General features: G+C 66.0%; 25 protein-coding genes. 11 read left to right on the top strand and 14 right to left on the bottom strand.

Annotated features, from left to right (window positions below; translation table 11 throughout):
* The first annotated feature begins 111 nt into the window (after positions 1 to 111).
* From I6F17_RS12860 to I6F17_RS12845, 4 genes are all read left to right on the top strand, one after another.
* Positions 112 to 2700, top strand: coding sequence for a PAS domain-containing protein (locus I6F17_RS12860; protein ID WP_036013067.1), 2589 nt, complete (start codon positions 112 to 114; stop codon positions 2698 to 2700).
* Between the two features lie 215 nt (positions 2701 to 2915).
* Positions 2916 to 3944 (top strand): TIM44-like domain-containing protein, encoded by a 1029-nt coding sequence (locus tag I6F17_RS12855; protein ID WP_225128836.1) that lies wholly within the window; start codon positions 2916 to 2918, stop codon positions 3942 to 3944.
* 144 nt (positions 3945 to 4088) lie between these two features.
* Positions 4089 to 4769, top strand: a complete 681-nt coding sequence (locus I6F17_RS12850; protein ID WP_225128838.1) for a lectin — start codon at positions 4089 to 4091, stop codon at positions 4767 to 4769.
* A 252-nt stretch (positions 4770 to 5021) separates the two neighbouring features.
* Positions 5022 to 5729 (top strand): glutathione S-transferase, encoded by a 708-nt coding sequence (locus I6F17_RS12845; RefSeq protein WP_225128840.1) that lies wholly within the window; start codon positions 5022 to 5024, stop codon positions 5727 to 5729.
* Positions 5730 to 5751: 22 nt separating this feature from the next.
* Here I6F17_RS12845 and I6F17_RS12840 read toward each other — a convergent pair whose 3' ends face one another.
* The 3 genes from I6F17_RS12840 to I6F17_RS12830 all read right to left on the bottom strand — a co-directional run bounded on the left by I6F17_RS12840 (position 5752) and on the right by I6F17_RS12830 (position 7488).
* On the bottom strand, positions 5752 to 6426 hold the full coding sequence (locus I6F17_RS12840) for an isoprenylcysteine carboxylmethyltransferase family protein (protein ID WP_225128842.1): 675 nt from the start codon (positions 6424 to 6426) through the stop codon (positions 5752 to 5754).
* A gap of 116 nt (positions 6427 to 6542) precedes the next feature.
* Positions 6543 to 6716 (bottom strand): hypothetical protein, encoded by a 174-nt coding sequence (locus I6F17_RS12835; protein ID WP_167361693.1) that lies wholly within the window; start codon positions 6714 to 6716, stop codon positions 6543 to 6545.
* 301 nt (positions 6717 to 7017) lie between these two features.
* Positions 7018 to 7488, bottom strand: coding sequence for a hypothetical protein (locus I6F17_RS12830; RefSeq protein WP_225128844.1), 471 nt, complete (start codon positions 7486 to 7488; stop codon positions 7018 to 7020).
* A 210-nt stretch (positions 7489 to 7698) separates the two neighbouring features.
* On the opposite strand from I6F17_RS12830, the gene I6F17_RS12825 reads away from it, so the two are divergent.
* On the top strand, positions 7699 to 9354 hold the full coding sequence (locus I6F17_RS12825) for a fumarate hydratase (RefSeq protein ID WP_225128846.1): 1656 nt from the start codon (positions 7699 to 7701) through the stop codon (positions 9352 to 9354).
* Between the two features lie 157 nt (positions 9355 to 9511).
* On the opposite strand, the gene I6F17_RS12820 is transcribed toward I6F17_RS12825, so the two are convergent.
* The 5 genes from I6F17_RS12820 to I6F17_RS12800 all read right to left on the bottom strand — a co-directional run bounded on the left by I6F17_RS12820 (position 9512) and on the right by I6F17_RS12800 (position 13364).
* A complete protein-coding gene (locus I6F17_RS12820; protein WP_225128848.1) occupies positions 9512 to 10429 on the bottom strand; it encodes an SH3 domain-containing protein in 918 nt (305 codons plus the stop codon).
* A 16-nt stretch (positions 10430 to 10445) separates the two neighbouring features.
* Complete coding sequence (locus I6F17_RS12815; protein ID WP_036013050.1) at positions 10446 to 10742, bottom strand: hypothetical protein; 297 nt, start codon at positions 10740 to 10742, stop codon at positions 10446 to 10448.
* Positions 10743 to 10847: 105 nt separating this feature from the next.
* Positions 10848 to 11402, bottom strand: coding sequence for a septation protein IspZ (locus I6F17_RS12810; protein ID WP_225128851.1), 555 nt, complete (start codon positions 11400 to 11402; stop codon positions 10848 to 10850).
* A gap of 225 nt (positions 11403 to 11627) precedes the next feature.
* On the bottom strand, positions 11628 to 11885 hold the full coding sequence (locus I6F17_RS12805; RefSeq protein WP_338107446.1) for a hypothetical protein: 258 nt from the start codon (positions 11883 to 11885) through the stop codon (positions 11628 to 11630).
* An 81-nt stretch (positions 11886 to 11966) separates the two neighbouring features.
* A complete protein-coding gene (locus I6F17_RS12800; RefSeq protein ID WP_225128853.1) occupies positions 11967 to 13364 on the bottom strand; it encodes a carotenoid oxygenase family protein in 1398 nt (465 codons plus the stop codon).
* A 106-nt stretch (positions 13365 to 13470) separates the two neighbouring features.
* Here I6F17_RS12800 and I6F17_RS12795 point away from each other — a divergent pair, with 106 nt between their 5' ends.
* A complete protein-coding gene (locus tag I6F17_RS12795; RefSeq protein WP_225128854.1) occupies positions 13471 to 14202 on the top strand; it encodes a TetR-like C-terminal domain-containing protein in 732 nt (243 codons plus the stop codon).
* A 175-nt stretch (positions 14203 to 14377) separates the two neighbouring features.
* Here I6F17_RS12795 and I6F17_RS12790 read toward each other — a convergent pair whose 3' ends face one another.
* Positions 14378 to 14611 carry a hypothetical protein gene (locus I6F17_RS12790; protein ID WP_225114263.1) on the bottom strand — a complete coding sequence of 78 codons (234 nt, stop codon included), beginning with the start codon at positions 14609 to 14611 and terminating at the stop codon, positions 14378 to 14380.
* Here I6F17_RS12790 and I6F17_RS12785 point away from each other — a divergent pair.
* Positions 14577 to 14882 (top strand): DUF6321 domain-containing protein, encoded by a 306-nt coding sequence (locus I6F17_RS12785; protein ID WP_225128963.1) that lies wholly within the window; start codon positions 14577 to 14579, stop codon positions 14880 to 14882. The two genes, I6F17_RS12790 and I6F17_RS12785, sit on opposite strands and share 35 nt — an antisense overlap.
* Here the strand turns inward: I6F17_RS12785 and I6F17_RS12780 are convergent.
* Positions 14879 to 15484, bottom strand: coding sequence for a hypothetical protein (locus I6F17_RS12780; RefSeq protein ID WP_036043820.1), 606 nt, complete (start codon positions 15482 to 15484; stop codon positions 14879 to 14881). The two genes, I6F17_RS12785 and I6F17_RS12780, sit on opposite strands and share 4 nt — an antisense overlap.
* A gap of 162 nt (positions 15485 to 15646) precedes the next feature.
* On the opposite strand from I6F17_RS12780, the gene I6F17_RS12775 reads away from it, so the two are divergent.
* Positions 15647 to 16210 (top strand): SET domain-containing protein, encoded by a 564-nt coding sequence (locus I6F17_RS12775; RefSeq protein ID WP_036013055.1) that lies wholly within the window; start codon positions 15647 to 15649, stop codon positions 16208 to 16210.
* 1082 nt (positions 16211 to 17292) lie between these two features.
* Here the strand turns inward: I6F17_RS12775 and I6F17_RS12770 are convergent.
* Both I6F17_RS12770 and I6F17_RS12765 read right to left on the bottom strand, forming a co-directional pair.
* Complete coding sequence (locus I6F17_RS12770; RefSeq protein WP_109143195.1) at positions 17293 to 17691, bottom strand: hypothetical protein; 399 nt, start codon at positions 17689 to 17691, stop codon at positions 17293 to 17295.
* A 33-nt stretch (positions 17692 to 17724) separates the two neighbouring features.
* A complete protein-coding gene (locus tag I6F17_RS12765) occupies positions 17725 to 17955 on the bottom strand; it encodes a hypothetical protein (RefSeq protein ID WP_192893150.1) in 231 nt (76 codons plus the stop codon).
* Between the two features lie 100 nt (positions 17956 to 18055).
* Here I6F17_RS12765 and I6F17_RS12760 point away from each other — a divergent pair, with 100 nt between their 5' ends.
* Both I6F17_RS12760 and I6F17_RS12755 read left to right on the top strand, forming a co-directional pair.
* Entirely contained in the window at positions 18056 to 18877 is an 822-nt protein-coding gene (locus I6F17_RS12760; protein ID WP_225128865.1) for a helix-turn-helix transcriptional regulator, read from the top strand.
* Between the two features lie 40 nt (positions 18878 to 18917).
* Complete coding sequence (locus tag I6F17_RS12755) at positions 18918 to 19739, top strand: helix-turn-helix transcriptional regulator (protein ID WP_050991976.1); 822 nt, start codon at positions 18918 to 18920, stop codon at positions 19737 to 19739.
* Here the strand turns inward: I6F17_RS12755 and I6F17_RS12750 are convergent.
* The gene (locus tag I6F17_RS12750) at positions 19727 to 20527 is read right to left on the bottom strand and encodes a thioesterase family protein (RefSeq protein WP_225128867.1); all 801 of its coding nucleotides are present in this window, start codon (positions 20525 to 20527) and stop codon (positions 19727 to 19729) included. The two genes, I6F17_RS12755 and I6F17_RS12750, sit on opposite strands and share 13 nt — an antisense overlap.
* Positions 20528 to 20698: 171 nt before the next feature.
* On the opposite strand from I6F17_RS12750, the gene I6F17_RS12745 reads away from it, so the two are divergent.
* Complete coding sequence (locus I6F17_RS12745; protein WP_036043828.1) at positions 20699 to 21364, top strand: DsbA family oxidoreductase; 666 nt, start codon at positions 20699 to 20701, stop codon at positions 21362 to 21364.
* 4 nt (positions 21365 to 21368) lie between these two features.
* Here I6F17_RS12745 and I6F17_RS12740 read toward each other — a convergent pair whose 3' ends face one another.
* Positions 21369 to 22538: a GNAT family N-acetyltransferase gene (locus I6F17_RS12740; protein ID WP_225128878.1), complete on the bottom strand. Its 1170-nt coding sequence runs from the start codon at positions 22536 to 22538 to the stop codon at positions 21369 to 21371.
* Positions 22539 to 22602: the final 64 nt, after the last annotated feature.

Below are 22602 nucleotides of genomic sequence, written 5' to 3'. Positions count from 1 at the left end.
GTACCTTTTGCCGCTGCTGCCCTTGCACCTCAGGGTCCGATTCAGGCAGGGAGGACCCCACGCGCCCGGTGGCGCGTTGATTCTCTGCCGACAGGCTGCGCCAGCTCGAGAATGACCGCCGAGACCGACCACGACCTCACACGCGAGCCCGTTGCGGCGCACGAGCCGTCGCCGCGCTCGGGCAGCATTGCGCTGGTGCTGCTGGTGGCCGCCGGCCTCGTCGCCGTGGCCGTTGGGCTGATGACGCTCGGGCGCGCGCAGGCGCAGCCCTATATCCTCGGCATCCTCGCCGTGCTGGCGATGGTCGGCCTGTTCAACCTGTTCGCCTTCGCCGCCGGCATCATCCGCTTCGCCGACCGCAATCTCGACGATCCCGTCATCGGCCGCATCTCCGATCACGCCTTCGACGGGCTCGCGGTCACCGACGCGCGCGGACACGTGGTCTATTCCAATGCCGCCTATCTGACGCTGACCGGCGCCACCGGCCCGCAGGACGTCCGCCCGGTCGAGCGCGTCTTCATCGGTAACCCCGACGTCTCGGAAGCCGTGTTCCGGCTGCTCAAGGCCGCGCGCGAGGGCAAGCGGCAGCAGGAAGAGGTGCGCATCTCCGGCCATGACGGCAATCAGGGCCGCTGGCTGCGCATGCGCGTGCGCCCGCTCGGCACCGGCAAGCGCGAGGCGAAATACGCGGTGTGGTCGATCGCCGACATCACGCGCGACCGCGAACGCCAGGAGGACGTGTTCCAGGAGCTCCAGCACGCGATCGAATATCTCGATCACGCCCCGTGCGGCTTCTTCTCGGTCAATCCGGCCGGCGAGCTGGCCTATGTCAACGCGACATTGGCGAACTGGCTCGACTACGACCTCGCCGAGATCGGCTCCGGCGGCCTGAAGCTTACCGATATCGTCTCCGGCGACGGCGCTTCGCTCTTGACCTCGATCGTGGCGGTGCCGGGCGAGGTGAAGACCGAGGTGTTCGACATCGACCTGCGCATGCGCACCGGCAAGACCATGCCGGTGCGGCTCTATCACAAGCTCGCCTTCGGCGCCGACGGCGCGCCGGGGCCCTCGCGCACGCTCGTGATCAGCCGCGCCCGCGACGAGCGCAGCGACCCTGATCGTGCCGCCGAAGTGCGCTTCATGCGCTTCTTCGACCACACGCCGATGGCGATCGCGACCGTCGATCGCGCCGGCAACGTGGTGCGCGCCAATGCGCGCTACGCTAAGCTCAGTCAGGCGCTGGGGCTCGACACCTCTTCCAAGTCGATCTTCCGCGCGGTCAATTCGCGCGACCGGCACCTCCTGATCGCAGCCATCAACCAGGCCGCCGAAGGCAAGGCCGATATCGCGCCGGTCGAGGTGGCGCTGGAAGGGGCCAAGGAACGCTGGGGCCAGTTCTTCGTGACGCCGGTCGATTCGGCCGAGACCGAGGCGGAAGCCGCCATCGTGCACATGCTCGAGACCACCGAGCGGCGCGCGCTGGAAAACCAGATCAACCAGTCGCAGAAGATGGAGACGGTCGGCCAGCTCGCCGGCGGCATCGCCCACGACTTCAACAACGTGCTGTCCGCCATCATGATGGCGAACGACTTCCTGCTGAACGCGCACAAGCCGACCGACCCGTCGTTCCAGGACATCATGCAGATCAAGCAGAACGCAACGCGCGCCGCCACCCTGGTGCGGCAGTTGCTGGCGTTCTCGCGGCGGCAGACGCTGCGGCCGCAGGTGCTCGATCTCGGCGACGCGCTGTCCGATCTCACCATGCTGCTGCGCCGGCTGATCGGCGAGAAGGTCAAGCTCGACCTCGTCCACGGCCGCGACCTCTGGCCGGTGAAGGTCGACGTCTCCCAATTCGAGCAGGTGATCGTCAACCTCGCGGTGAACGCGCGCGACGCCATGCCCGATGGCGGCAAGCTGATCATCCGCACCGCCAACGTCACCAGCGACGATTCGGGCAAGCTCGCCTACAAGGGCATGCCGGCCGCGGATTATGTCCGCATCGAGGTCGCCGACACCGGCACCGGCATCCCCGCCGATATCCGCGACAAGATTTTCGAGCCGTTCTTCTCGACGAAAGAGGTCGGCAAGGGCACGGGCCTCGGGCTCTCCACCGTCTACGGCATCGTCAAGCAGACCGGCGGCTTCATCTACGTCGATTCCGAGCCGGGGCAGGGCACCTCGTTCCACATCTTCCTGCCGCGCCACATCGCCGAACCGGAGGTGCAGGTCGAGCAGCCCGCAGCCGCGATCGGCGCGACCAGCGGAGCCGCGAAGGAAGCCGCGCCCGCTGCGGCGGCAGAGGCGAAGCCGCGTACCGACCTCACCGGGCAGGGCACCATCCTGCTGGTCGAGGACGAGGAGGGCCTGCGCGCGCTCAATGCCCGCGGCCTGCGCTCGCGCGGCTACACCGTGGTCGAGGCCGAGAACGGCGTCGAGGCCATGGAGGTGCTGGACGAGCAAAGTGGCGCGATCGATCTCGTCGTCTCCGACGTCGTCATGCCGGAGATGGACGGCCCGTCGCTGTTGAAGGCCATGCGCGAGAAGAACCCCGACATCAAGTTCATCTTCGTCTCCGGCTATGCCGAGGATGCCTTCGAGAAGAGCCTGCCCGAAGGCCAGCAGTTCGACTTCCTGCCAAAGCCCTTCACGCTCAGCCAGCTGGTCGCGGCGGTGAAGGAAACGATGACGAAGCAGGGGTGAGACCTGCCGCGGCTGGTGGGCCAGCTCGGCTCGCGGCCCCGGGGAAAAGCGGAAATCGGGTCGTAAACCCGGCGGTAAGCATCCTCCAATGGTTCCCGTAAAACCCCTGTCATATATGGGCTTTTGCCACATCCCCGCGACTGAGGGCCGCAGCCGCAAGTTCCGAAACCGGCTTCACTTTTCGGGAAGTCTGACCATCTTAGGGGCACGTCCCCATGCCGGGGATTTGGGAAACGCACATGACTTTCTCGCTTCGCTCCCGGAAATTCTTCAACACGATTGCCGTCGTGCTGGCGCTTGCGCTGCCGACCGCGCTGACGATCTCGTCGGCCGACGCCCGCGCGGGCGGCGGCATGTCGTCGGGTTCGCGCGGTACGCGCTCCTATTCGGCGCCGCCGTCGACCACGACCGCGCCGGGCTCGGCCTCGCAGTTCAACCGCACCTACACCCAGCCGGGTGCAGGCATGAACTCCGCGGCTGCCGCGCCTGCGCGTGGCGGCCTGTTCGGCCGCGCCGGCGGCTTCATGGGCGGCCTTGCGGCCGGCTTCCTCGGCGCCGGCCTGCTCGGCATGCTGTTCGGCGGCGGCCTGTTCGGCGGCCTCGGCGGCCTGTCCTCGATCATCGGCCTGATCATCCAGATCGCGCTGGTGGTGCTCGTGGTCCGGCTGGCGATGTCCTGGTGGCAGCGCCGTCACGCTCCGCGGGCGGCTTACGCCAATGCTGAGGCCGGCGCAGCGCCCGGACCGCAGACGAACTACCGCAGCGGTCTCGGTGGCAGCGGTCTCGGTGGCGGGCTTGGCAGCGGACTCGGCGGCTTCGGCTTCGGCGCCAACAACGCGCCGCTCGAGATCAAGCCGGACGACTATGAGGCGTTCGAGCGCCTGCTCGGCGACGTCCAGGCCGCCTGGTCGAACGAGGACGTGGCCAAGCTGCACACGGTCGCGACGCCGGAAATGGTCTCCTATTTCGAGCAGGACCTCGCCCAGAACCGCGCCCGCAACGTGGTCAACAAGGTCACGGATGTGAAGCTGTTGCAGGGCGATCTCGCGGAAGCCTGGCGCGAAGGCGAGACCGACTACGCAACGGTGGCGCTGCGCTTCGCACTCACCGACAAGACGCTCGACCGCAACACCGGCGCAATCGTCGCCGGCAGCGAGCAGCCGGGCGAGGCGACCGAGATCTGGACCTTCGCCCGCCGGCCGGGCACAGGCTGGGAATTGTCAGCGATTCAGCAGACCAACTGATCGCGGACGAGATGAGGAACCAGGGCGTCGTGCTTCGGCACGGCGCCCTTTTCTTTTGGGCCTCTCGCAGCACGGCATCGGAATAAGCGGGGGCGCCTCGGGTTGAAGTCAGGCGGCGAACAAAAACAACGTTGGGAGGACAGGATGATCCGTATCGAGAGATCCATGACGATTTCCGGTGTTGCGCTGGCCATGGTCTTGCTTGCTGCCCCATCGGCGCTGGCGCAGTCGGCCGACATGACCTTCTTCGTGACCTCGAACGGGCCCGGCAAGGGCGCCGATCTCGGCGGTCTCGAAGGAGCCGACGCGCAGTGCCAGAAGCTTGCACAAGCCGCCGGCGCCGGCACAAAGACCTGGCGCGCCTATCTGTCGACGCAGGCCGCCGACGGCAAGCCGGCAGTCAACGCCAAGGATCGCATCGGCAAGGGGCCGTGGCAGAACGCCAAGGGCACGGTGATCGCCAAGGACGTCGCCGAGTTGCACGGCGCGACGAACAATCTCACCAAGCAGACCGCGCTCAGCGAAAAGGGTGAGGTCATCAATGGTGCCGGCGACCAGCCGAACCGGCACGACATCCTCACGGGATCGCAACTGGACGGCACCGCGTTTGCCGGGCCGGACGATCGCACCTGCAAGAACTGGACGTCGAGCACGCAAGGCGCCGCGATGGTCGGCCATTTCGATCGCCGGGGTCTGCGCGACGACGAGCCCTCGAAATCCTGGAACAGCTCTCACCCCTCGCGTGGTCCCGACGGCGGCTGCTCGCAGGCCGATTTGAAGACCACCGGCGGCGACGGGCTGCTGTACTGCTTCGCGGCGAATTGAGGCGCTGAGTTCTCTCCACCGTCGCGGAGCTCTCTCCATTCGTCATTGCGAGGAGCTCTTGCGACGAAGCAATCCAGAGTGTCTCCGCGGAGGCATTTCAGGATTGCTTCCGCCTTCGCCAAGGCTTCGGCGGACAAGTCGCTTGCGCTCGCAATGACGGCGTATGTTGAACCGCCGTTCCGCCTCACGCTGACGGAACCTTCAGCCACGTGCTACATTGGTCCGATCGCCTCCACGCTCACGGACCTCCCCATGAAATACGAGCTCTACTACTGGCCCGAGATCCAGGGCCGCGGCGAATATGTGCGGCTGGCGCTGGAGGAGGCGGGCGCCGCTTACGTCGATGTCGCGCGCGGTCCGCGCGGATCGGCTGTGATGATGAAGATGATGGACGCGCAGAAGGGCACGCCGCCCTTTGCGCCGCCGTTCCTGAAAGCGGGCAAGCTCGTCATCGGCCAGACCGCCAACATCCTGTTCTATCTCGGCTCCCGCCATGGGCTTGCGCCGAAGACGGAAGCCGGCAGGCTCTGGGTGCACCAGCTTCAGCTCACGATCACCGACTTCGTCGTCGAGATCCACGACACCCATCATCCGCTCGGGCCCTCGCTCTATTATGAGGATCAGAAGGCGCCGGCTAAGAAGCGCACGGCCGACTTCTGGGACGAGCGCGTGCCGAAATATCTCGGCTATTTCGAGCGGCTTCTCGTCGCAAACGGCGGCGCCTACGTCACCGGTCGCCGCCCGACCTATATCGACCTCTCGCTGTTCCAGATCGTCGAGGGGCTGCGGTATGCCTTCCCCAAACGCATGAAGGCGTTCGAGAAGGATGTCCCGGGCCTCGTCGGCCTGCACGACCGCATCGCCGCGCGGCCCAACATCAAGGCCTATCTCGCAAGCGAGCGCCGCATTCCCTTCAACGAGCAGGGCATCTTCCGCCGCTATCGCGAGCTGGATCGATAGCGGCTTCGTGCAGTTGGCGCGTTCACCAGACGCCGGGGATAAGGCGATAGCGCACCCGCGCCGTATAATCGGCATAGCCGGGCAGGCCCTCGCGCAGCGTGCGCTCCTCGATCGGGATGCGGAGCGCGAGCAAGGCGAGGAGGAGCGGCATCATCGCAAGTCCCCACCACGATCCCAGCAGCAACGGCACGCCGGTGAAGAACAGGATCATGCCGCTGTACATGGGATGGCGGACATAGGCGTAGGGACCGGTCGAGATCACGTGCTGCGCGCGCTCGGCTTGCAGCTTCACCACGGGCGCGGCGAACGAGTTCTCGCGGAACACCCACATGGTGAACAGTGTCGAGCCCAGGAACAGCCCGAGGCCGAACACCTGCAACGCCGTCGACATGTCGGAGGATTGAACGCGCCGGTCGAGTCCCATCAGGACAAGCCAGGCCAGGATGGCGACGATGAACAGCGCCATGAACATCTTGTCGGCGGCGGGCTGATCCTTTTGCAGCACCGGCCGCAGGCGTTCGGCGAGCAGCGCCGGATCGGTCCGGTAGAGCCACCAGCCGCAGAGTGGGCCGAGCAGGGCGGAGGTTGCGAGGAAGGCCCAGGCCGACGGCCAATGCAGCGTCCCGGCGCACGCGAACAGCAGCGCGCCCATGCCGACGATGAACACCGTGTTCCGCAATAGCAGCCGTGCGAACATGCGCAGGTCCCGAGTGAACGGCGCATGATCCTGGTGCAGCTATCCGGCAAAGATGCGGCCGGACACGCCAAAAGCCCGATCGACCGGATCGGGCGCTTCGGTCTCGGGACGCCTGATCAGGCGAGCTGGTCGATCCGCGTGCCCTGACCCGGCGGCAGCGGCGCCGGCGGCTGCGGCTTGAAGGTCGGATTCTCGTCCTTGACCTTGGTCTGATCGTCCTGCGGCTTGGTCGTGTCGTAGTTCGGAACCACGATCGCGATCGGCGGGGGCGCAACGGTAGAAACCTTCATCCGCAAATCCTCACACATGGAAACAATCAAGCCTGCCCTGCGAGGAGCGAAATTTCCTTCAAGCCAATCGTTAAAATATGAGGGAATTGGCGCGGTGAAGGCTGTGCACGCGTGGCATCCGCAAACCGAGACGACGAGGCCTCTCCTCGTCATTGCGAGGAGCCCTTGCGACGAAGCAATCCAGCCTCTCTCCGCGGCGACAGACTGGATTGCTTCGCTTCGCTCGCAATGACGGAGTATGCGGCGGACGCCATCGCGTGATACGCACCCTGCAAGGGTGCGGAAAGAGCTGGCGCGTGCCCTATTCGTCCTTGCCGCGCGTGATGGCGATGGACGCCTCTGTCTTGGTGCGGATGCATTCCATGTTGAGCCGGCGGTAGCGCATGGTGACCTTGTCGCCGCGCAATAGACCCATCCGCTTCAGGCAGCGCGTCGCGCCCGCCGTGGTGTCGTCCTTGGTCACGGTGAAGACGATCGCCGCCATCGAGCCGACCAGCGCGTAGAATTCCGGCTTCGGCTTGCGATCACCCTTGGCGTAGAGCTCGATGGAATATTTGTCGCCGCGGCAACCCACGGACAGCTCCTTGGCCGCCGGGTGCGTCAGGTAAACGACGTTGGCGGCGCGAAAATTCACCTTGAGGCGATCGACCTGGCTCGCCAGCTCCTTGGCGCTGTCGTCGCAGCGATCGGCGCGGGCAGGCGAAGCGAGGGCCACAAGGCCGGTGAAGGCGGCGACCAGGATCGCGCCGCGGACGTTCAAGTTCAATGTCATGATGAAAAGCCCCTTAGCGCGCGCATTCAAGCGTCGGCGGACCAGAAGCGCAAGGGTGGGCAGAGGCATTTCCACGAGCTGTGCCAATGCCTTCCGTGCCGAACCTACCCCTCCCATGCGCACCGCTCCCTTTCTTTTCTGGCTAGAATGCGCTTAGAACGCTTCTATGCTGAGAGGCCCGCCAGGGCTCCAAACCCCGAGATTTGCCCCATGAACGCTCCCACCGCCTTCCCCGACCAGTCCAAGCCCGTTCCGCCCTACAAGCACACCCCGCTGTTCCCGCTGGGCAAGGACGAGACGCCCTATAAGAAGATTTCGTCCGAGGGCGTCACGGTCGAGAAGGTGCTCGGCAAGGACATGCTGGTGGTGTCGCGCGAGGCGCTGCGGGCGCTGTCGGAGGCGGCCTTTGGCGACATCAACCACTATCTGCGCCCCGGCCATCTGAAGCAGCTCCGCGCGATCCTGGAGGACGGCGAGGCGAGCCCGAACGACAAGTTTGTCGCGCTGGACTTCCTTAAGAACGCCAATATCGCGGCTGGCGGCGTGCTGCCGATGTGCCAGGACACCGGCACCGCCATCATCATGGGCAAGAAGGGCTGCAACGTCATCACCGACGGTGACGACGAGGCGGCGCTGTCCGAAGGCGCGCGTGACGCCTACCTGCGCCGCAATTTGCGCTACTCGCAGGTCGCGCCACTCTCGATGTACGAAGAGAAGAACACCGCCAACAACATGCCGGCGCAGTGCGAGATCTACGCCGAGGGTGATGACGCCTACAAGTTCATGTTCATGGCCAAGGGCGGCGGCTCCGCCAACAAGAGCTTCCTGTTCCAGGCCACGCCCTCGGTGCTGACCAAGGACCGGCTGCTCGCGTTCCTGAAGGAAAAGATCCTCACCCTCGGCACCGCCGCGTGCCCGCCTTATCACCTCGCCATCGTGATCGGCGGTACCTCGGCCGAGCTGTGCATGAAGACGGTGAAGCTCGCTTCGGCGCGCTATCTCGATGCGTTGCCGACGCACGGCTCGCCCGACGGCAACGCCTTCCGCGACGTCGAGATGGAGAAGGAAATCCACAAGATGACGCAGTCGCTCGGCGTCGGTGCGCAGTTCGGCGGCAAGTATTTCTGCCACGACGTGCGCGTGATCCGCATGCCGCGCCACGGCGCCTCCCTGCCGATCGGGCTTGGCGTGTCCTGCTCGGCCGACCGCCAGGTGCTCGGCAAGATCACCAGGGACGGCGTCTATCTCGAGGAGCTCGAGCACAATCCCGCGCAATACCTGCCGCAGGTCGAAGAGTCGCTCGGCGGCGAGGTCGTCAAGATCGACCTCAACCAGCCGATGAAGGACATTCTGGCGACCTTCTCGAAATATCCGATCAAGACGCGGGTCTCGATGACGGGCACCATGATCGTCGCGCGCGATAGCGCCCACGCCAAGCTGCGCGAACGGCTGGAGAAGGGCGAGCCGCTGCCGGACTATTTCAAGAACCACCCGGTCTATTATGCCGGCCCCGCCAAGACGCCCGAGGGCTACGCCTCCGGCGCGTTCGGTCCGACCACCGCGGGCCGTATGGATTCCTTCGTCGACCAGTTCCAGGCTGCCGGCGGCTCGATGGTGATGGTCGCCAAGGGCAACCGCGCCCCTAGCGTGCGCGAGGCCTGCAAGAAATACGGCGGCTTCTATCTCGGCTCGATCGGCGGCGCCGCGGCGAACCTCGCCGAGCACTGCATCAAGAAGGTCGAGGTGCTCGAATATCCCGAGCTCGGCATGGAAGCGATCTGGCGCATCGAGGTCGTCGATTTTCCGGCGTTCATCATCATCGACGACAAGGGCAACGACTTCTTCAAGGAGTTGAATTTGGGCTAGTTGCTTCACCCGCACGCGCGCGGGGGAAGATGCTCGTGCCGTAACAATGATCGTCATGCCCGGGCTTGTCCCGGGCATCCACGTTCTTAGTGCCGCAAAGAAGCCGTGGATGGCTGAACAACAAGCCCGGCCATGACGAAGCCAATGCTTCAGCGCCTCAACTGCAATTCGTGACCTGGTTGGAGCACAGCGCGCGCCACCAGCCGCGGACGCCGTCGTGGCTCTCGACCAGACCCCAGAGCCCACTGCAGGCGAAGATGCGCTTCGGGCCGCCGTCGGTGTCGAGCGGCCCGCCGAGCTCGCGCTGGGCCGGCATCCATTTGGCATCGATGAAGGGCGCCTGAAACAGCCCGCCCATGCGCGTGGCGCCATTGGCATAGTTCGCGCCGACCTTGTTCGAGGCGACCCAGCCGCGCCCGGCATAGGGCCTCGGCGCGCTGCGCGGATATCGCGTCTCGTCCTCATAGTCCTTGCCCGGCGGCCTCGCGCCTTCGATCAGGAACCAACCGTCCTTGAAGCCGATGATGCGGAATTCGGTGAGCCAGCCGCCCTCGGGCGTGTTCTCGGCGCCGCCGAGCTTGAGCCGGTAGGGCGGCGGCAGCGTGCCGAACACGCGCGCTTTCACGGAGGGTTTGGAGCGCACGTTGAGGCCGCTGGAGTCCTTGTCGACGGACCAGGCGCCGAGATCGCAGGGCTCGGTGCCAGCAGGCAGCGTTGCGCGCTTGGCGGTGAGCTCGGCGTGCAGCCTGGCGAAATCATCGTCGTCGTTATCAGGGGCCGGCCCGGTGCGCGGCTTCAGCTCGGCTGACGTCGCCTGCGTCGCGTCCGCCGTCAGCGTGACGACCAGAACCTGGCGCGCCGCAAAGGCGCTTCCCGGTGTCTTCGGATCGTTCGATGTCGCGGGATAGACCGCGAGATAGCCGGTCGACCCCTCGGTTCGATAAGCGGTGCCGGCAACATAGCCTGCCGGCACCAAGGCGAGCGCGCTCGCGCGCCACGCCGGTTCGCGGTCATCGGCGCGTGCGGCCTGTGCTGCGACGGACAGGACCGCCGCGATGAGTAGGAGCGCACGCATCGGTGCAGGGCGCGGTTTACGCCCGCGCTCCCGTGAACGGGAAGCTGCCCATCGGGCCGATGCCCATCTCGCCGCTGATGCTATCACCGGAGACCGTGCCGGTGAATTCGAGCGTGAGCGGCATCGGCTTGTCGATCGAGACCTTCCAGGAGACGTTGTCGCCGGAGACCGTGCCGTCGAAGATCTCGGTGGTATTGCCTTCCGCGCCTTGCGTGCCGGTGAGCGTGCCGCCCGCAGCCTTCAGGCTCAGCGTCGCCTGGCGCTCGCCCATCGGCGTCGTCATGGTCAGATTCCAGTTGCCGTCTACGGCCATTCCCGTCTCCCGAACAGATTGCGGCGGTCCGCGACGATCCGCGGCCGTCCCTAGCCGAGCCTATAGCCCAACTCGCAGCTCCTGCCTAACGCTCCGGTAGGGCATTTAGGCGCGGGCAGCGGCACGTCGGCGGTTGGTTACGATCAGCCGCAGAACGAAGTACTGCACGGCAAAAGCCAGGATCTTGGCGCCGCCTGCGACCACCATAAGATAGAACGCCCAGAGCTTCAGATCGCCGGTGGCGGCGACTGCCATCATGCCGGCGCCGATCACGAACATCAGCGCCGCCCAGGCATAGCCCGCGATGGTGACATATTCCGGGACGGTCTCGACGATGACGGGCGGCATGTAGCGCAGCATCCAGCCGCGCTTGAGCATGATCGCGCCGATCGCGAAATGTGCGATCGAGGGTTTTGCCAGCATGAAGCGCGGATCATTGGTCAGCAGTGTGATACCGCCGAGCACGATGACCAGAGCGAGGCTCGCATAGGTCATGTAGTGGAGCGGCTGTCCCTTGAGGCGCGCATAGATCACCTGCGCGAACGCGCCGGCAATCGCCACCGCCGTTGCGAGGATCACGTTGTCGGTGAGGAGATAGACGGCCAGGAAGATGATAACGGAGAGGAGGTCGGAGGCGAGGCGTGCGAATACGTCCTTCATCGTCATTCCTGTTTCGCGGTCGTGGGCAGGGCGCAGACGGGCGCACCCTACTTGATCCGGCGATGCCCGGCATATCACTTTGTGAAGACAACCGCGCTGGTACGAGATGGCGCATCGCAGCCCCCCGAGCAGAATGCCAGGCGGGGACCAGCAGCGCGGGATTCGGAACCGCAACAAGCAGAGCGCGATGCGCGAGACAGGGAGCCGCGCCGGACCACCCGTCTCTTACAATGTCAAGACGACGTAAACGACCTCCAGAAAATGAAGTGCTGCAACGAGCTGGCTGGTCATCTCGTCGACCAACCCCGTCCAGGGCAGGCGCGACACCATCGGGAGTGCGGCCGCGAGCAGAAGGCCGGCAGCGAGCAGGACGCCGCCTTCGAAGAACGTGAGGCTTCGCCGGCGCAGCCGTATCGCCAAGCATGCAAGTACGGCGCCGGCCGGGGCGATGACAGCGGTGGAATACGCGGTGATCGAGAGCATGTGCATCGGGCTTTCTTTGACCACGCAATATCCACGTGGGTTCCGGGATTGCCACCGCCTCGCGCCCCCATTGACGAGGGGCTACGCCGCGCCGACCCAATTGCCGTGGAAGCCGTCGGGGACGCGGTGGCCGAGCTGCACCAAGGCCGCGGGGCCGGCCTCGATGTCGGTGGCATTGAACACGGCGAGATCGCTGCGGTTCTCGCGTGCGCGCCAGACCACCGCGAGCAGCCAGCCGTCGCCTTCGGCAGCATCCTTGGATCGCTCGACGAAAACAGGCTCGGAGATGGTGTCGCCGGCCGGCAGCAGGTATTGGCCGAGCCGCCTGCCGTTGCCGTCGACATGGACGATGCCTGCGAGCGCGCCGAACATCGGCAATTTCGGATTGGCACAGGCGTACCAGCCGTGACGGCTCTTCAGCCCGGCGCGGCGATCGTCGATGCGCGGGAATTCCCCGGTGAGATCGTCGAGATACGTCTGCTGGAAGCGGTCGGTATTGCCTGCGAGATCGAAGGTCCAGCGGCAATGGCGGGCGCGCGATTTCTCGGGATCGGTGGGGCGGCCATCCGGATGCGGAAACAGCGGCGCTTCCTCGAACTGCATGACGTCGGCGACGATGCGGCTCCCGTCCTCCCACGCATTCATGACATGGAAGACGTAGCAGGCTTCGGCACGAAACCAGACGATGTCCTTGGCCGTGCCGCTGCGCTTCATCACGCCGACATAGGCGCCTTTCTCCGGCTCCCAGGCATAGGGCGGCTTTCCGCTCATCGCGCGCTCCATGCTGCCCGTGATCGGCAGGATCGGAAACAGCACATGGTTCGCGGTGACGATGAAGTCGTGCACCATGCTGGCATAGGGCGCCTCGAACCGCTCGAAGCGCGTCGCCTTTCCTGTTGCGTCGATCGATCCGTAGGAGAGGGCAGGCGTCAGCGGGCCCGCCGCGTTGTAGCCGAAGAACACCAGCTCGCCGGTGACGGGATCGATCTTGGGATGCGCGGTGAAACTGCCGGCGACGCGGCCCTGGTAGTTGTGATAGCCGCGCGTCGCCAGCGTGCCCGGCTCGATCTCCGTCGGCAGATGCGCTTCTTCCAGCGCCAGCAGCTTGCCGGCGTGGACGACGATGTTGGTGTTGGCGACGCCGCCGTCGGTCAGGTTTGCCGGCGCATCCGGCAGCTTGCGGCCGAAGCCGCCGAACAGCGCGCGGCCGGCGTCGTGCTCGGCGAGCCATTTCGGCGTGCGGACCCACCGGTTGCGGTAGCTGGCGCGCCCGTTCTCGAGATGGAAGGCGTGCAGCATCCCGTCGCCGACGAACCAGTGCGCGCCGGGCGAATCGAACTGCGGATTGGGGCCGTTGCGATAGAGCGTGCCATTCAGCTCGCGCGGCAATTCGCCGACGATCTTCAGGAAGGGCGCGTCGGCCTCGAACGGGATGGGCGCGATATTATTGCTGCGCTCGGCCATGGCGTCATGCTGCACGGCGAATCCTCCCCTATCTTTACATCGTAAAGATTGGATAGACCCGATCGCAGCTTCCGTCAAGCGAAATCTTTACACTGTCAATATTGCGTCATATAGCTTGCAAATGGCCAAGACAGACACCAACGGCGAGGCGGCGCGCAGCCCGCGTACCCTAAGAAAAACCACCTCGACCGCGGCATCGCGCGCCTCGCGGCGCGCCAGAAGCGCCAAGACCGAGACGCCGTATCATCACGGCGCGCTCCGCGAAGCGCTGCTCCAGGCCGCCGAACGGGTGCTGGAGCGCGACGGGCTTGCCGGCCTGACATTGCGCGCGGTGGCGCGCGAGGCCGGCGTCTCGCATGCCGCCCCCACCCATCATTTCGGCGACCTGACGGGCCTGCTCAGCGAGCTCGCGGCCGTCGGCTTCCGCCAGTTCAACGTGGTCATGGCCGCTTCGTGCGATGCCGCCACCACGCCGCTCGAAGCCGCGCTGGCGCGGCCGAAAGCCTACATCGCCTATGCGCAGGCCCATCCCGGCATGTACGGCATCATGTTCCGCACCGAGCGGCTGGATTATTCGAGGCCGTCGCTGCACGAGGCGGCCGAGGCATCCTTCGCGGGCCTTACCAATGCGATCGGCATGATGCGGCAGGAGCAGATCAGCGGCGACGCGCTGACGCTGAACCAGGGCGCCGCGATCGCGCGAGCCTGGTCGCTGGTTCACGGCTTCACCATGCTGCTGCTCGACGGACGGCTGAAGGACATTCTCGCGCGGCTGCCGGAGGGAACGACGGCCGAGCGGCTGCTCGAGGCGATGCTGACCGCTCCAGTGACCGGTAAGCTGCCCGGCTCCTGATCACCAGGTGTGATGCAACTCTTGCTTTATTCAAGCGTTGATGCGCCATGGCAAAGGCATCGCGCTCTCCCTGGAAACGTGCCAACCCCCGTAAACGCGCGGGTCAGGCATCCAAGCATCTCAGTCCTGCACAGAAATCGGCGGCGAAGGCACGCGCCCGCCGCGCCGGGCGACGCTATCCCAACCTCGTGGACAACATGCGCGTGGCAGCGAAGAAGACCTCCAAGAGGAAGACGCCTTCCAAGTCGAAATCCTCCAAGGCAAAGTCTGCGAAGAAATCTGTCAGGAAAACCGGCAAGCGTAACGCAAAGAAGACCTCAAAGTCCTCGCGCAAGCGCGTCGCCTCCGCGCGCGAAAAGGATCCGCGGGGCGGGCTGACAGCAGCTGGCAGAAAGGCTTTCGCCCGCAAGCAGGGTTCCCATCTGCGACCAGGCGTCACCAAGAAACAATCCGAGATGACCCCGCAGGAAATGCGCCGGAAGGGAAGCTGGGCGGTTCGCTTCTACGGCCGCGCCAAACTGCCACCGCTGGTCGATGCCAAGGGTCAGCCGACCCGGCACGCATTGTCGGCACATGCCTGGGGCGAGCCTGTTCCGAGGACGGTGGCAGCGGCCAGGCGCATTGCCGCGAAGGGCGAGCGCCTGCTGGCGCGCTACCGCCGCATCAAGGACAATGCCTAGCGCATTGTCGCGAGCTCGACGGCGCGGCCGCGTGTGCCGATGATCTTGACCTCGTCCTTGCCGCAAGCGAAGCCGCGGGCGAGATCGTCCGCGGCCTTGCGCGCGAGCTCGTTGGCGTTCGGGTTGGCGGCGGCGTCGACATAGGCGACGTGGCAGACCGGGCCCGGCGGCAGCCGGGTCACGACCAGCATGGCCTTGGTGTTCGGCCGCCCCTGCTTGTCGGGATCGGAATTGTCGGCGATGTGCCAGCGCTGGATGATCGCGAACGGCCTTGCGCCGTCGGCGCGCCATTCGATGGTCGTCTCCGACGAATTGAACGGGGCGAACCAGACTTTTGCCGCCGGTTCCTCAGCTGCTGCCTTGCGGTTGCGTCCGACCGCGACGATCTCGCGAAGGTCGTCCTCGGCGATCAGCACGATCAGGCCGTCCTTGCCCGGACAAACCCGCGTGCTGCTGCCGTCGAGCGCGCCGGGCTTGCCGATCTGCCGGCAATCTTTTGGTGCCGTCGAGGTGTAGCTGCTGCCCAGGGATTGGGCGTCGGCGCTGTTCAGGCCGATGCAAGCCATCAGGACGGCCAAGCCAATAGTAGTGATACGGTTCATGTGAGGCTTTGATGGACTGGGAACTTCGTTCCATCAGACGTCTTGATTGTGGGCAAGGTTCAAACAGGGTTGGGATATACCTGACAGAAGCGCGGAATCGTTCTACAAGAGCGGCTTCGCTTGGGCTCCTCCTGCCTCGTTCGCGTTCTCATTTTCTCGATCATGCCAGCCACCTCGAACAAACCTTATCGCGTCGGCCGCTCCAAGACCGGGCTCGGCCTCTTCGCCACCAAGCCGATCAAGAAGGGGACCCGGATCATCCGCTATTTCGGACCGATTCTGGACTCGCGGATTCCCGAGCACGACGAGATCGAGAACAAATATCTGTTCGAGCTCAACGGGCGCTGGACCATCGACGGCTCGGTGCGCAAGAACCTCGCCCGCTACATCAACCATTCCTGCCGGCCCAACGCCGAGTCCGACGTCCGCCCGCGCGAGCGCAAGGTGTTCATCCGCGCCATCAGGAACATCGAGCCGGGCGACGAGATCAACTACGATTACGGCACCGACTATTTCAAAGCCTATCTGAAGCCGATCGGCTGCAAATGCGATTCATGCGAGAAGAAGCGCAAGAAGCTGCGCGCTGAGGCGCGGGCGGAATCCGCCAAGGTGAAGGCGCGGGCCGAGCGCAAGGCGCAGAAGGCGGGGGCGAAAACCACCGCTACGAAAAAGAAGAAGCTGAACGGCAAGCACTTCCCCGGCAAGGTCGGCCGCGCCAAGGCGTAGCCTCGCGCGGCGGCCGCCGGCTTTCACGAGTCCCCCTGATTGATCCTCAGACTGCCGGCTGAAATGCAGCGGAGTCTCCACGCACTCCGTCATTGCGAGCGCAGCGAAGCAATCCAGAATCCCACCGCGGAAAGGCTCTGGATTGCTTCGCTGCGCTCGCAATGACGCTGTTGATACAGCGCGCTCTGACCGTCACCCTGAGGCGGCCGCCTCTTCGGCGGCCCTCGAAGGGCGACGGCCCGCTTGCATCGGGGTCGTTCATCCTTCGAGGCTCGCTGCGCGAGCGCCTCTGGCCCCGTCGGATGAATTGAGTTCTTGCGAAACCCATCGCTTTCCGCGCCACTCGCCGTACTCGCTGCCTACCGGCGAGGCGTCGGGCAAAACACCCAAAATCTGTCAATCTCGTCGCACAGAAATATATCGCTTTTCCGAATTTCGGATTTATGGCATAGGTCCGCCATCCCGGCCCTGCCAGAGGGGCGCTTCGCGATCGTCACGAGATGCGGGCCGGGGTGCGGTGGACGCGGTAGCGCCGGCGCGATTTGCGTGAGGACAGGGCGGGCAACCGTGAGTCGCACGCGACGCGGTACGACACGGCGCGGTCACAGCGGTTTGGTCGATGGTCTGGGGTGCGCACACTAAGCCCCGGGCGCCGAGGCCAAATCGTCCGCGGACGGAGAAGTCGTGTGGTCCTGACGCCCGGGGTCTGTGCGTCAAGCCTTACGGTGATGCGGCGGCCCGACCGGGTGCGCGCATCAGAAGCCGCAAGGCGACGGGGGCAATAGTGCAACGTTCCCCGAGGAGAGCACGAAGGACACCGTTAAAACCATCCGCGCAGGGAAGGCCGGGCGACCGGCAACACCTGTGGTCCACCCCGTGTGCATTTCCTTGTACACGGACTCGGGTGCCGCCGGCGCCCGGCCTTCCCTGCGCCCTCCGGCAACCGAAGGGCGCAAGCAACGAAGCAAAGCTCGGGCGACATCCGCCGCGAGAACGCGAGGTCATGCATGCATCCGGGTACGATCCGATATGACGAAGCCTTCGCGTTCCCCGGTTTGCGCCGCGGAGCTGGCACGCAAGGATCACGCCGCCACGGCGCGCCCGCTCTTCTTCAAGCCGACATATTGCAGCTCGGCGAACACGCCGGTGGCGATGGCTTGCGCGACGACCATGAGCTGGCCGGCGAGGTTCGGCGACACCGCGCCCGAAAGCAGCAGCGCGATGCTGCCGACGGTCCAAGCGGCATTGCCGATCACGACCAGCAGCACCAGCGACTTCGCGACCGTGGCCCGCGAGGCGAGCCAGCCGACCAGGGCGGTGTAGGCAATCAGGAACAGGCCGCTCTCGCGCAGCAGCGCTTCGGGCAGGTTGAACAGCGCAGCGAATGCGCTCGCGCCGAAGGTGAAGCCGAGCGCGGCGACGCCGCTGAAGACGGCGTCGGCGAAGAGGGCGCGGCGCAGGAAGGTGGATGCATCGATCATCTCAGGTCTCCTTGGTTGGGCTGGGGTGGAACTTTAGCGCCGACCGCGCCACCAGGCGCGGAGCAGACGGGCGAGCCGGAACGGGCAGAGGCTCCTGCCGACGCCGTGCTCGAAGGCGATGACCTGCGCGACCACATAGTCGCCGGTCGAATGCAGCAGCGGCTCCGGCATGTTGAGGCTGCGCGCCAGCATCCGCGTTGCGAACGCCATGGCCCAGGGCAAGACGTGGTCTGCGACGGTCCGGTAGAGCAGCAACGCGATCATGGTCATCTCCTGTTGCGACCAAAGATGCGCGTGCTCGTCCCCCATTTCGATTACCTCGGTGGTAATGGAAGCGCCTAAATTCGCGTGCTAGCTTTTGACCATGAACGCATATGCATCCACCGCACGCACCGAACGCAGCCAGCCGGTCCATATCGGCGACCATTTGCGCGAATGGCGGCAGCGCCGCCGCATGAGCCAGCTCGATCTCGCCGGCGAAGCCGAAATCTCGGCACGGCATTTGAGCTTCGTCGAGACCGGCCGCGCCGCGCCGTCGCGCGACATGGTGCTCAGGCTCGCCGAGCGGCTCGACGTGCCCTTGCGCGAACGCAACGTGCTGCTGGTCGCAGCCGGTTTCGCTCCGGCCTTTCCGCAGCGCCCGCTGGAGGATCCCGCCTTGAAATCAGCCCGTCAGGCGATCGACCTCGTCTTGAAAGCGCATGAGCCCAATCCGGCGCTCGCGGTGGACCGGCACTGGAACCTGGTCTCCGCCAATCGCATGGTGGCGCCGCTGCTCGATGGCATCCCGCAGCACCTGCTCGGCCAGCCCGTCAACGTGCTGCGGCTGGCCTTCCATCCCGAGGCGCTGTCGCCGCGCACGGTCAATCTCGCCGAATGGTGCGGGCACCTCCTGGAACGGCTGCATCGGCAGTGCGAGGCGACAGCGGACCCTGAGCTGATCAAGCTCTACAATGATCTGAAGAGCTATCCGATTCCGGCGCGCTCGGCCCCGCTGTCGAGCGACAACGTCGCGATCCCGTTTAAGCTGCGGCATGGCGGGGAGATCCTCAGCTTCTTCTCCACGACCATGGTGTTCGGCACGCCGGTCGACATCACCTTGTCGGAGCTGGCGCTGGAGACGTTCTTCCCGGCGGACGAGCGCACCGCCGAACGGCTGAAGCAGATGGCGGCCGGGCTGCGCTAGCGCCGTTTACAGGACGGAGCAGCGCTCGCATAATCGGCGGATGGACACACGCGCGTTCCGGCGATTGCGGCCGGCCAATCCCGTCGGTGATCTCCTGCGCGGCTGGCGCACCCGTCGTGCATTGAGCCAGGCGGAGCTGGCGTTCGAGGCCGGCATTTCGGTCAAGCATCTGAGCTATGTCGAGACCGGAAAGGCGGCGGCCAGCCGGGACATCCTGCTGCAGCTCGCGTCCGCGCTCGATCTGTCCTTGCGTGATCGCAATGCGCTGCTCGAGGCCGGCGGCTTCGCGCGGCAATATGGCGAGCGCGAGCTATCGGCGCCGGAGCTTGCCGAGGCGCGGCGTGCCATCGATCTTCTGCTTCTCCGTCACGAGCCGTTCCCCGCAATCGTCACCGACCGGCGCTGGAACGTAATGCAGGCCAATCGCGCCGCCTCGCGCCTGATGACCATGCTGCTTGGTCCTCTACGCATGCAGCGGCCGCTCAACCACATGCGCATGTTCCTCGCTGCCGACGAACTCAAGCCTTTCGTCGAGAACTGGTCGATTGTCGCAGCCGCGCTGCTGGCGCGGGCGCGGCACGAGGCGATGGCCGCGCCGCTCGATGAGGCCCTGCAATCGACCTGGCGCGAATTGATGCGGCTGCCGCAGCTTCCCGCGGCGACCGAGGACAACACCGCCCCGGGGCCGCTGTGCGAGGTGCGCCTGCGCAAGGGTGATATCGGCATTGGTCTGGTCGGTGCGGTGCTGACGCTCGGCACCCCCCAGGACGTGACGCTGCAGGAGCTTCGCGTCGAGATGTTCATGCCTGTTGATGCCGCGTCCGAGGCCGCTCTGATCGCGCTTGCAGCTCAGGACGCCTGAGCCTGCACGGCTTCGCGCCGCTCGAAGCTCATGGCCTGCATCACCTTCGCGAACGGCCCGTTGCGGTCACTCAGCGTCGCCGTGGTGAGGCCCGCGCCATGGGCGCCGACGCGCGTCGCGGCGCGGATCAGGATCCATTCGCCCTCGGGCGGACGGAAGAAATAGAGGCTGATTTCCGGGTTGATGAAGGTCCATTGACGCATGTCGACGATCTGCGCGACGCCGCTGGAGAAGTCGGCGGCCTGCACCGCCTGGAGCAGCGGCGTGTTCGGCTCACCCTCGACCAGCGGCGCATCGAGCCGCATCCAGGCCGCGGCCGGGCCCGGCTTCTCCAGGGCGCCCTCGATGAGCCGCACCGACACGTTCTGGAAATAGCGGCTCCATTTCTGCGCGAAGGCGGGCGGCGGGCTGCCGGCCTCGGGCCCCTTGTCGACGGGGGTGGGCCTCGCGAACGGATCGATGGGCGACTCGCCGCTCGGCGACGTGAGCAGCGCCGTGCAGCGGCCGATCTCGGTCTCGCCGTCCATCAGCCGCACCTGCAGTGTCTTGGCCTTGCGACCGTCGCGCAGCAGCTCGCTGACCGCCCTGAACAGGCGCAGGCCCGCCGGCCGCCACAGATCGAAGGTCAGGCGCCGCACAGCAAAGCCGGATCTGGCGGCGAGGCGCTCGACCTCGCGGGTCATCAGCGCGGTGGTGGCGCTTCCCTGCAGCATGTCCGGCGACCACGGCCCGCCGGCATGCTCGGTGGCCCGGAACAGTTCGCCGTCCGGCTTGAAAATGGCGCTCATCGCGGTCTCCCCTTTGGGCTTGATCGTGGCCGTAAGTATCGGGGCGGGGAGAACCGGTCACAATAACCGCAGAGGTGAAGTCGTGAGCCATGCAGGACGGGTGCCTTGCGCCGCCCCCGGTTCGGCCTATGTTCGGGCGGACCCTCGAAGTGCCCGAAGGAGGCGCCTGACATGAGCACGCTGAAACCGCTCCAGATCGACGTCGTCTCAGATGTGGTCTGCCCCTGGTGTTATATCGGCAAGCATCGCATCGAGAGCGCGCTGGCGCTGGTGCCTGACGTTCCGGTCAAGCTCAATTTCCGTCCCTTCTTCCTCAATCCCTGGGTGCCGCGCGAGGGCATCAGCCGCGAGGCCTATCTCACCCAGAAGTTCGGCTCGGTCGAAGCCTATAAGGGCATTGCGGGACGCGTCGTCGCGGCCGCGAGCGAGGAGGGGCTCGTCTACAAGCCGGAGCTCGTGGCGCGCCAGCCCAACACGACTGACTGCCACCGCCTGATCCTCTGGGCGGAAGCGATCGGCAAGGCGCCTGAGATGAAGCAGCGCCTGATGGAGCTGTACTTCCGCGATGGCGGCGATCTCACCGATGTGAACGTGCTGGTGCAGGCGGCCGCCGACATCGGCCTCGATGCCGACGACGTGCGCAAGCGCCTCGCCACCGACGAGGACGTCGCGCGCGTCTCGGCAGATGCGCAGGAAGCCGCCGACAAGGGCATCTCCGGCGTGCCGACCTACGTCTTTGCGCAGAAGTACGCGGTCTCCGGCGCGCAGGATCCGAACCTGCTTGCCCGCGCCATCCGCCAGGTCTCCGAGGAGATCAACGCGCAGGCGGCGGAGTAGCTTTTTATTTTCGGAGCCGGCGAACCACGCCGCGCGCGGCCTCGTGCGCGGCGTTGAGGCCGACCAGCGCGCCGTGAATGAGCGCCACGACCGTATCGTGCCGCCGCAGCGGGATCAGCACATCGCCGATGGCGAGGCGTCCGCGCCAGATCGGGTTGATCATGGGGTGATCGGCATTCGCCGTCGAGTCCGCGCTGGCGACGGCGGGGTCGGCGCAGAGATGGCGGGTGAGGTCGAGCGTGAGCTGCACGCCCGGCGAATATTTTGCAAAGCGCTCGTCGATCCCAAGCTTGAAGAAGAAGGCGCGATCCTGATGGCGCAACACGATGCCGGCGGCAATCGGCGTCGCGCCGGCGCGAAGGGTGACGATCTCGCACTGCGCGGTCTCTGCCAGCGCGGGAACTGCGCGGCGGATGAAGGTTGCGTCGCCCGCGTGCTGAACCAGCGCGGTGCCGCGCTTGCCTTTCCAGCCGCTCGCTTCGAGCTGCAGGAAGGTTTCGAGCGCACGTCCGATCTCGTCGGAGCTGCGCGCAACCTCGAACACGACGGAGCCGTGCTCCTCGAGACGATGGCGCTGGCGCCGCAGCTCCTTGAGCTTCTTGGCGCCGAGCGCCTCGCGCAACAGTGCGTCTCCATTCTGCGTCGCATCGAGGCTGGCGCGGATGTAGGAGCTGAGGATTCTCGGCTTCAGGCGGTCGCGCTTCAGCACCTGCTTGAGTGATGCCATCGCTGCGCCGTCGAGCGCGACGTCGCTCAGCACGAGCGCATGCGCGCCGGCCTCGCGCGCCTGCTGCAGCAGACGCTTGGCGGCTTCGAGCGGAGCGTCGCGGTCGAGCAGCGGGCTGCACAGCGTGCCATAGGGATGCGCGCTCACCAGGGCGGGCAGGGGGATCTTCAGGGCGCGCCAGAGTGAGACCACCGGCATCAGGCCGATCAGCCGGGCCGAAGTGCCGTCAAATGCGGACAGTGCCGAGGCATCCGTGCGACCGCGCGCAGTTGCGCTGACGGCGAGCTCCCAGGCGGGCAGGTAATATCCGTTCGGCTCGATCGCCCGCTGCGCCAGCGCGCGCCATTGGCCGGTGTCGACGGCGGCGAGCGGGACAGGCGCGCGCGCCATCGCGGCATCCCTTGCCGATGCCGGATTGATCGCAGCCTGATCCGCGATGTCGACCACGTCCCGTCGTCCCCGTTCACACGAGCTGGGCCCGTGCCACCGGTCATGCTTAGCGCAAAGATTG

This window comes from Bradyrhizobium sp. NBAIM18, from assembly GCF_020193825.1.
GTDB lineage: Bacteria > Pseudomonadota > Alphaproteobacteria > Rhizobiales > Xanthobacteraceae > Bradyrhizobium > Bradyrhizobium yuanmingense.
Note: the sequence above shows the minus strand (reverse complement) of the source record. Positions and strands in the feature narration are given on the sequence as shown.

What these genes read in the sequence shown, in the direction of transcription:
- I6F17_RS12860 (WP_036013067.1), top strand. Translation starts at nt 112, where the DNA reads ATGACCGCCGAGACCGACCACGACCTCACACGCGAGCCCGTTGCGGCG.
- I6F17_RS12855 (WP_225128836.1), top strand. Translation starts at nt 2,916, where the DNA reads ATGCCGGGGATTTGGGAAACGCACATGACTTTCTCGCTTCGCTCCCGG.
- I6F17_RS12850 (WP_225128838.1), top strand. Translation starts at nt 4,089, where the DNA reads ATGATCCGTATCGAGAGATCCATGACGATTTCCGGTGTTGCGCTGGCC.
- I6F17_RS12845 (WP_225128840.1), top strand. Translation starts at nt 5,022, where the DNA reads ATGAAATACGAGCTCTACTACTGGCCCGAGATCCAGGGCCGCGGCGAA.
- I6F17_RS12840 (WP_225128842.1), bottom strand. Translation starts at nt 6,426, where the DNA reads ATGTTCGCACGGCTGCTATTGCGGAACACGGTGTTCATCGTCGGCATG.
- I6F17_RS12835 (WP_167361693.1), bottom strand. Translation starts at nt 6,716, where the DNA reads ATGAAGGTTTCTACCGTTGCGCCCCCGCCGATCGCGATCGTGGTTCCG.
- I6F17_RS12830 (WP_225128844.1), bottom strand. Translation starts at nt 7,488, where the DNA reads ATGACATTGAACTTGAACGTCCGCGGCGCGATCCTGGTCGCCGCCTTC.
- I6F17_RS12825 (WP_225128846.1), top strand. Translation starts at nt 7,699, where the DNA reads ATGAACGCTCCCACCGCCTTCCCCGACCAGTCCAAGCCCGTTCCGCCC.
- I6F17_RS12820 (WP_225128848.1), bottom strand. Translation starts at nt 10,429, where the DNA reads ATGCGTGCGCTCCTACTCATCGCGGCGGTCCTGTCCGTCGCAGCACAG.
- I6F17_RS12815 (WP_036013050.1), bottom strand. Translation starts at nt 10,742, where the DNA reads ATGGCCGTAGACGGCAACTGGAATCTGACCATGACGACGCCGATGGGC.
- I6F17_RS12810 (WP_225128851.1), bottom strand. Translation starts at nt 11,402, where the DNA reads ATGAAGGACGTATTCGCACGCCTCGCCTCCGACCTCCTCTCCGTTATC.
- I6F17_RS12805 (WP_338107446.1), bottom strand. Translation starts at nt 11,885, where the DNA reads ATGCTCTCGATCACCGCGTATTCCACCGCTGTCATCGCCCCGGCCGGC.
- I6F17_RS12795 (WP_225128854.1), top strand. Translation starts at nt 13,471, where the DNA reads ATGGCCAAGACAGACACCAACGGCGAGGCGGCGCGCAGCCCGCGTACC.
- I6F17_RS12780 (WP_036043820.1), bottom strand. Translation starts at nt 15,484, where the DNA reads ATGAACCGTATCACTACTATTGGCTTGGCCGTCCTGATGGCTTGCATC.
- I6F17_RS12775 (WP_036013055.1), top strand. Translation starts at nt 15,647, where the DNA reads ATGCCAGCCACCTCGAACAAACCTTATCGCGTCGGCCGCTCCAAGACC.
- I6F17_RS12770 (WP_109143195.1), bottom strand. Translation starts at nt 17,691, where the DNA reads ATGATCGATGCATCCACCTTCCTGCGCCGCGCCCTCTTCGCCGACGCC.
- I6F17_RS12765 (WP_192893150.1), bottom strand. Translation starts at nt 17,955, where the DNA reads ATGATCGCGTTGCTGCTCTACCGGACCGTCGCAGACCACGTCTTGCCC.
- I6F17_RS12760 (WP_225128865.1), top strand. Translation starts at nt 18,056, where the DNA reads ATGAACGCATATGCATCCACCGCACGCACCGAACGCAGCCAGCCGGTC.
- I6F17_RS12755 (WP_050991976.1), top strand. Translation starts at nt 18,918, where the DNA reads ATGGACACACGCGCGTTCCGGCGATTGCGGCCGGCCAATCCCGTCGGT.
- I6F17_RS12750 (WP_225128867.1), bottom strand. Translation starts at nt 20,527, where the DNA reads ATGAGCGCCATTTTCAAGCCGGACGGCGAACTGTTCCGGGCCACCGAG.
- I6F17_RS12745 (WP_036043828.1), top strand. Translation starts at nt 20,699, where the DNA reads ATGAGCACGCTGAAACCGCTCCAGATCGACGTCGTCTCAGATGTGGTC.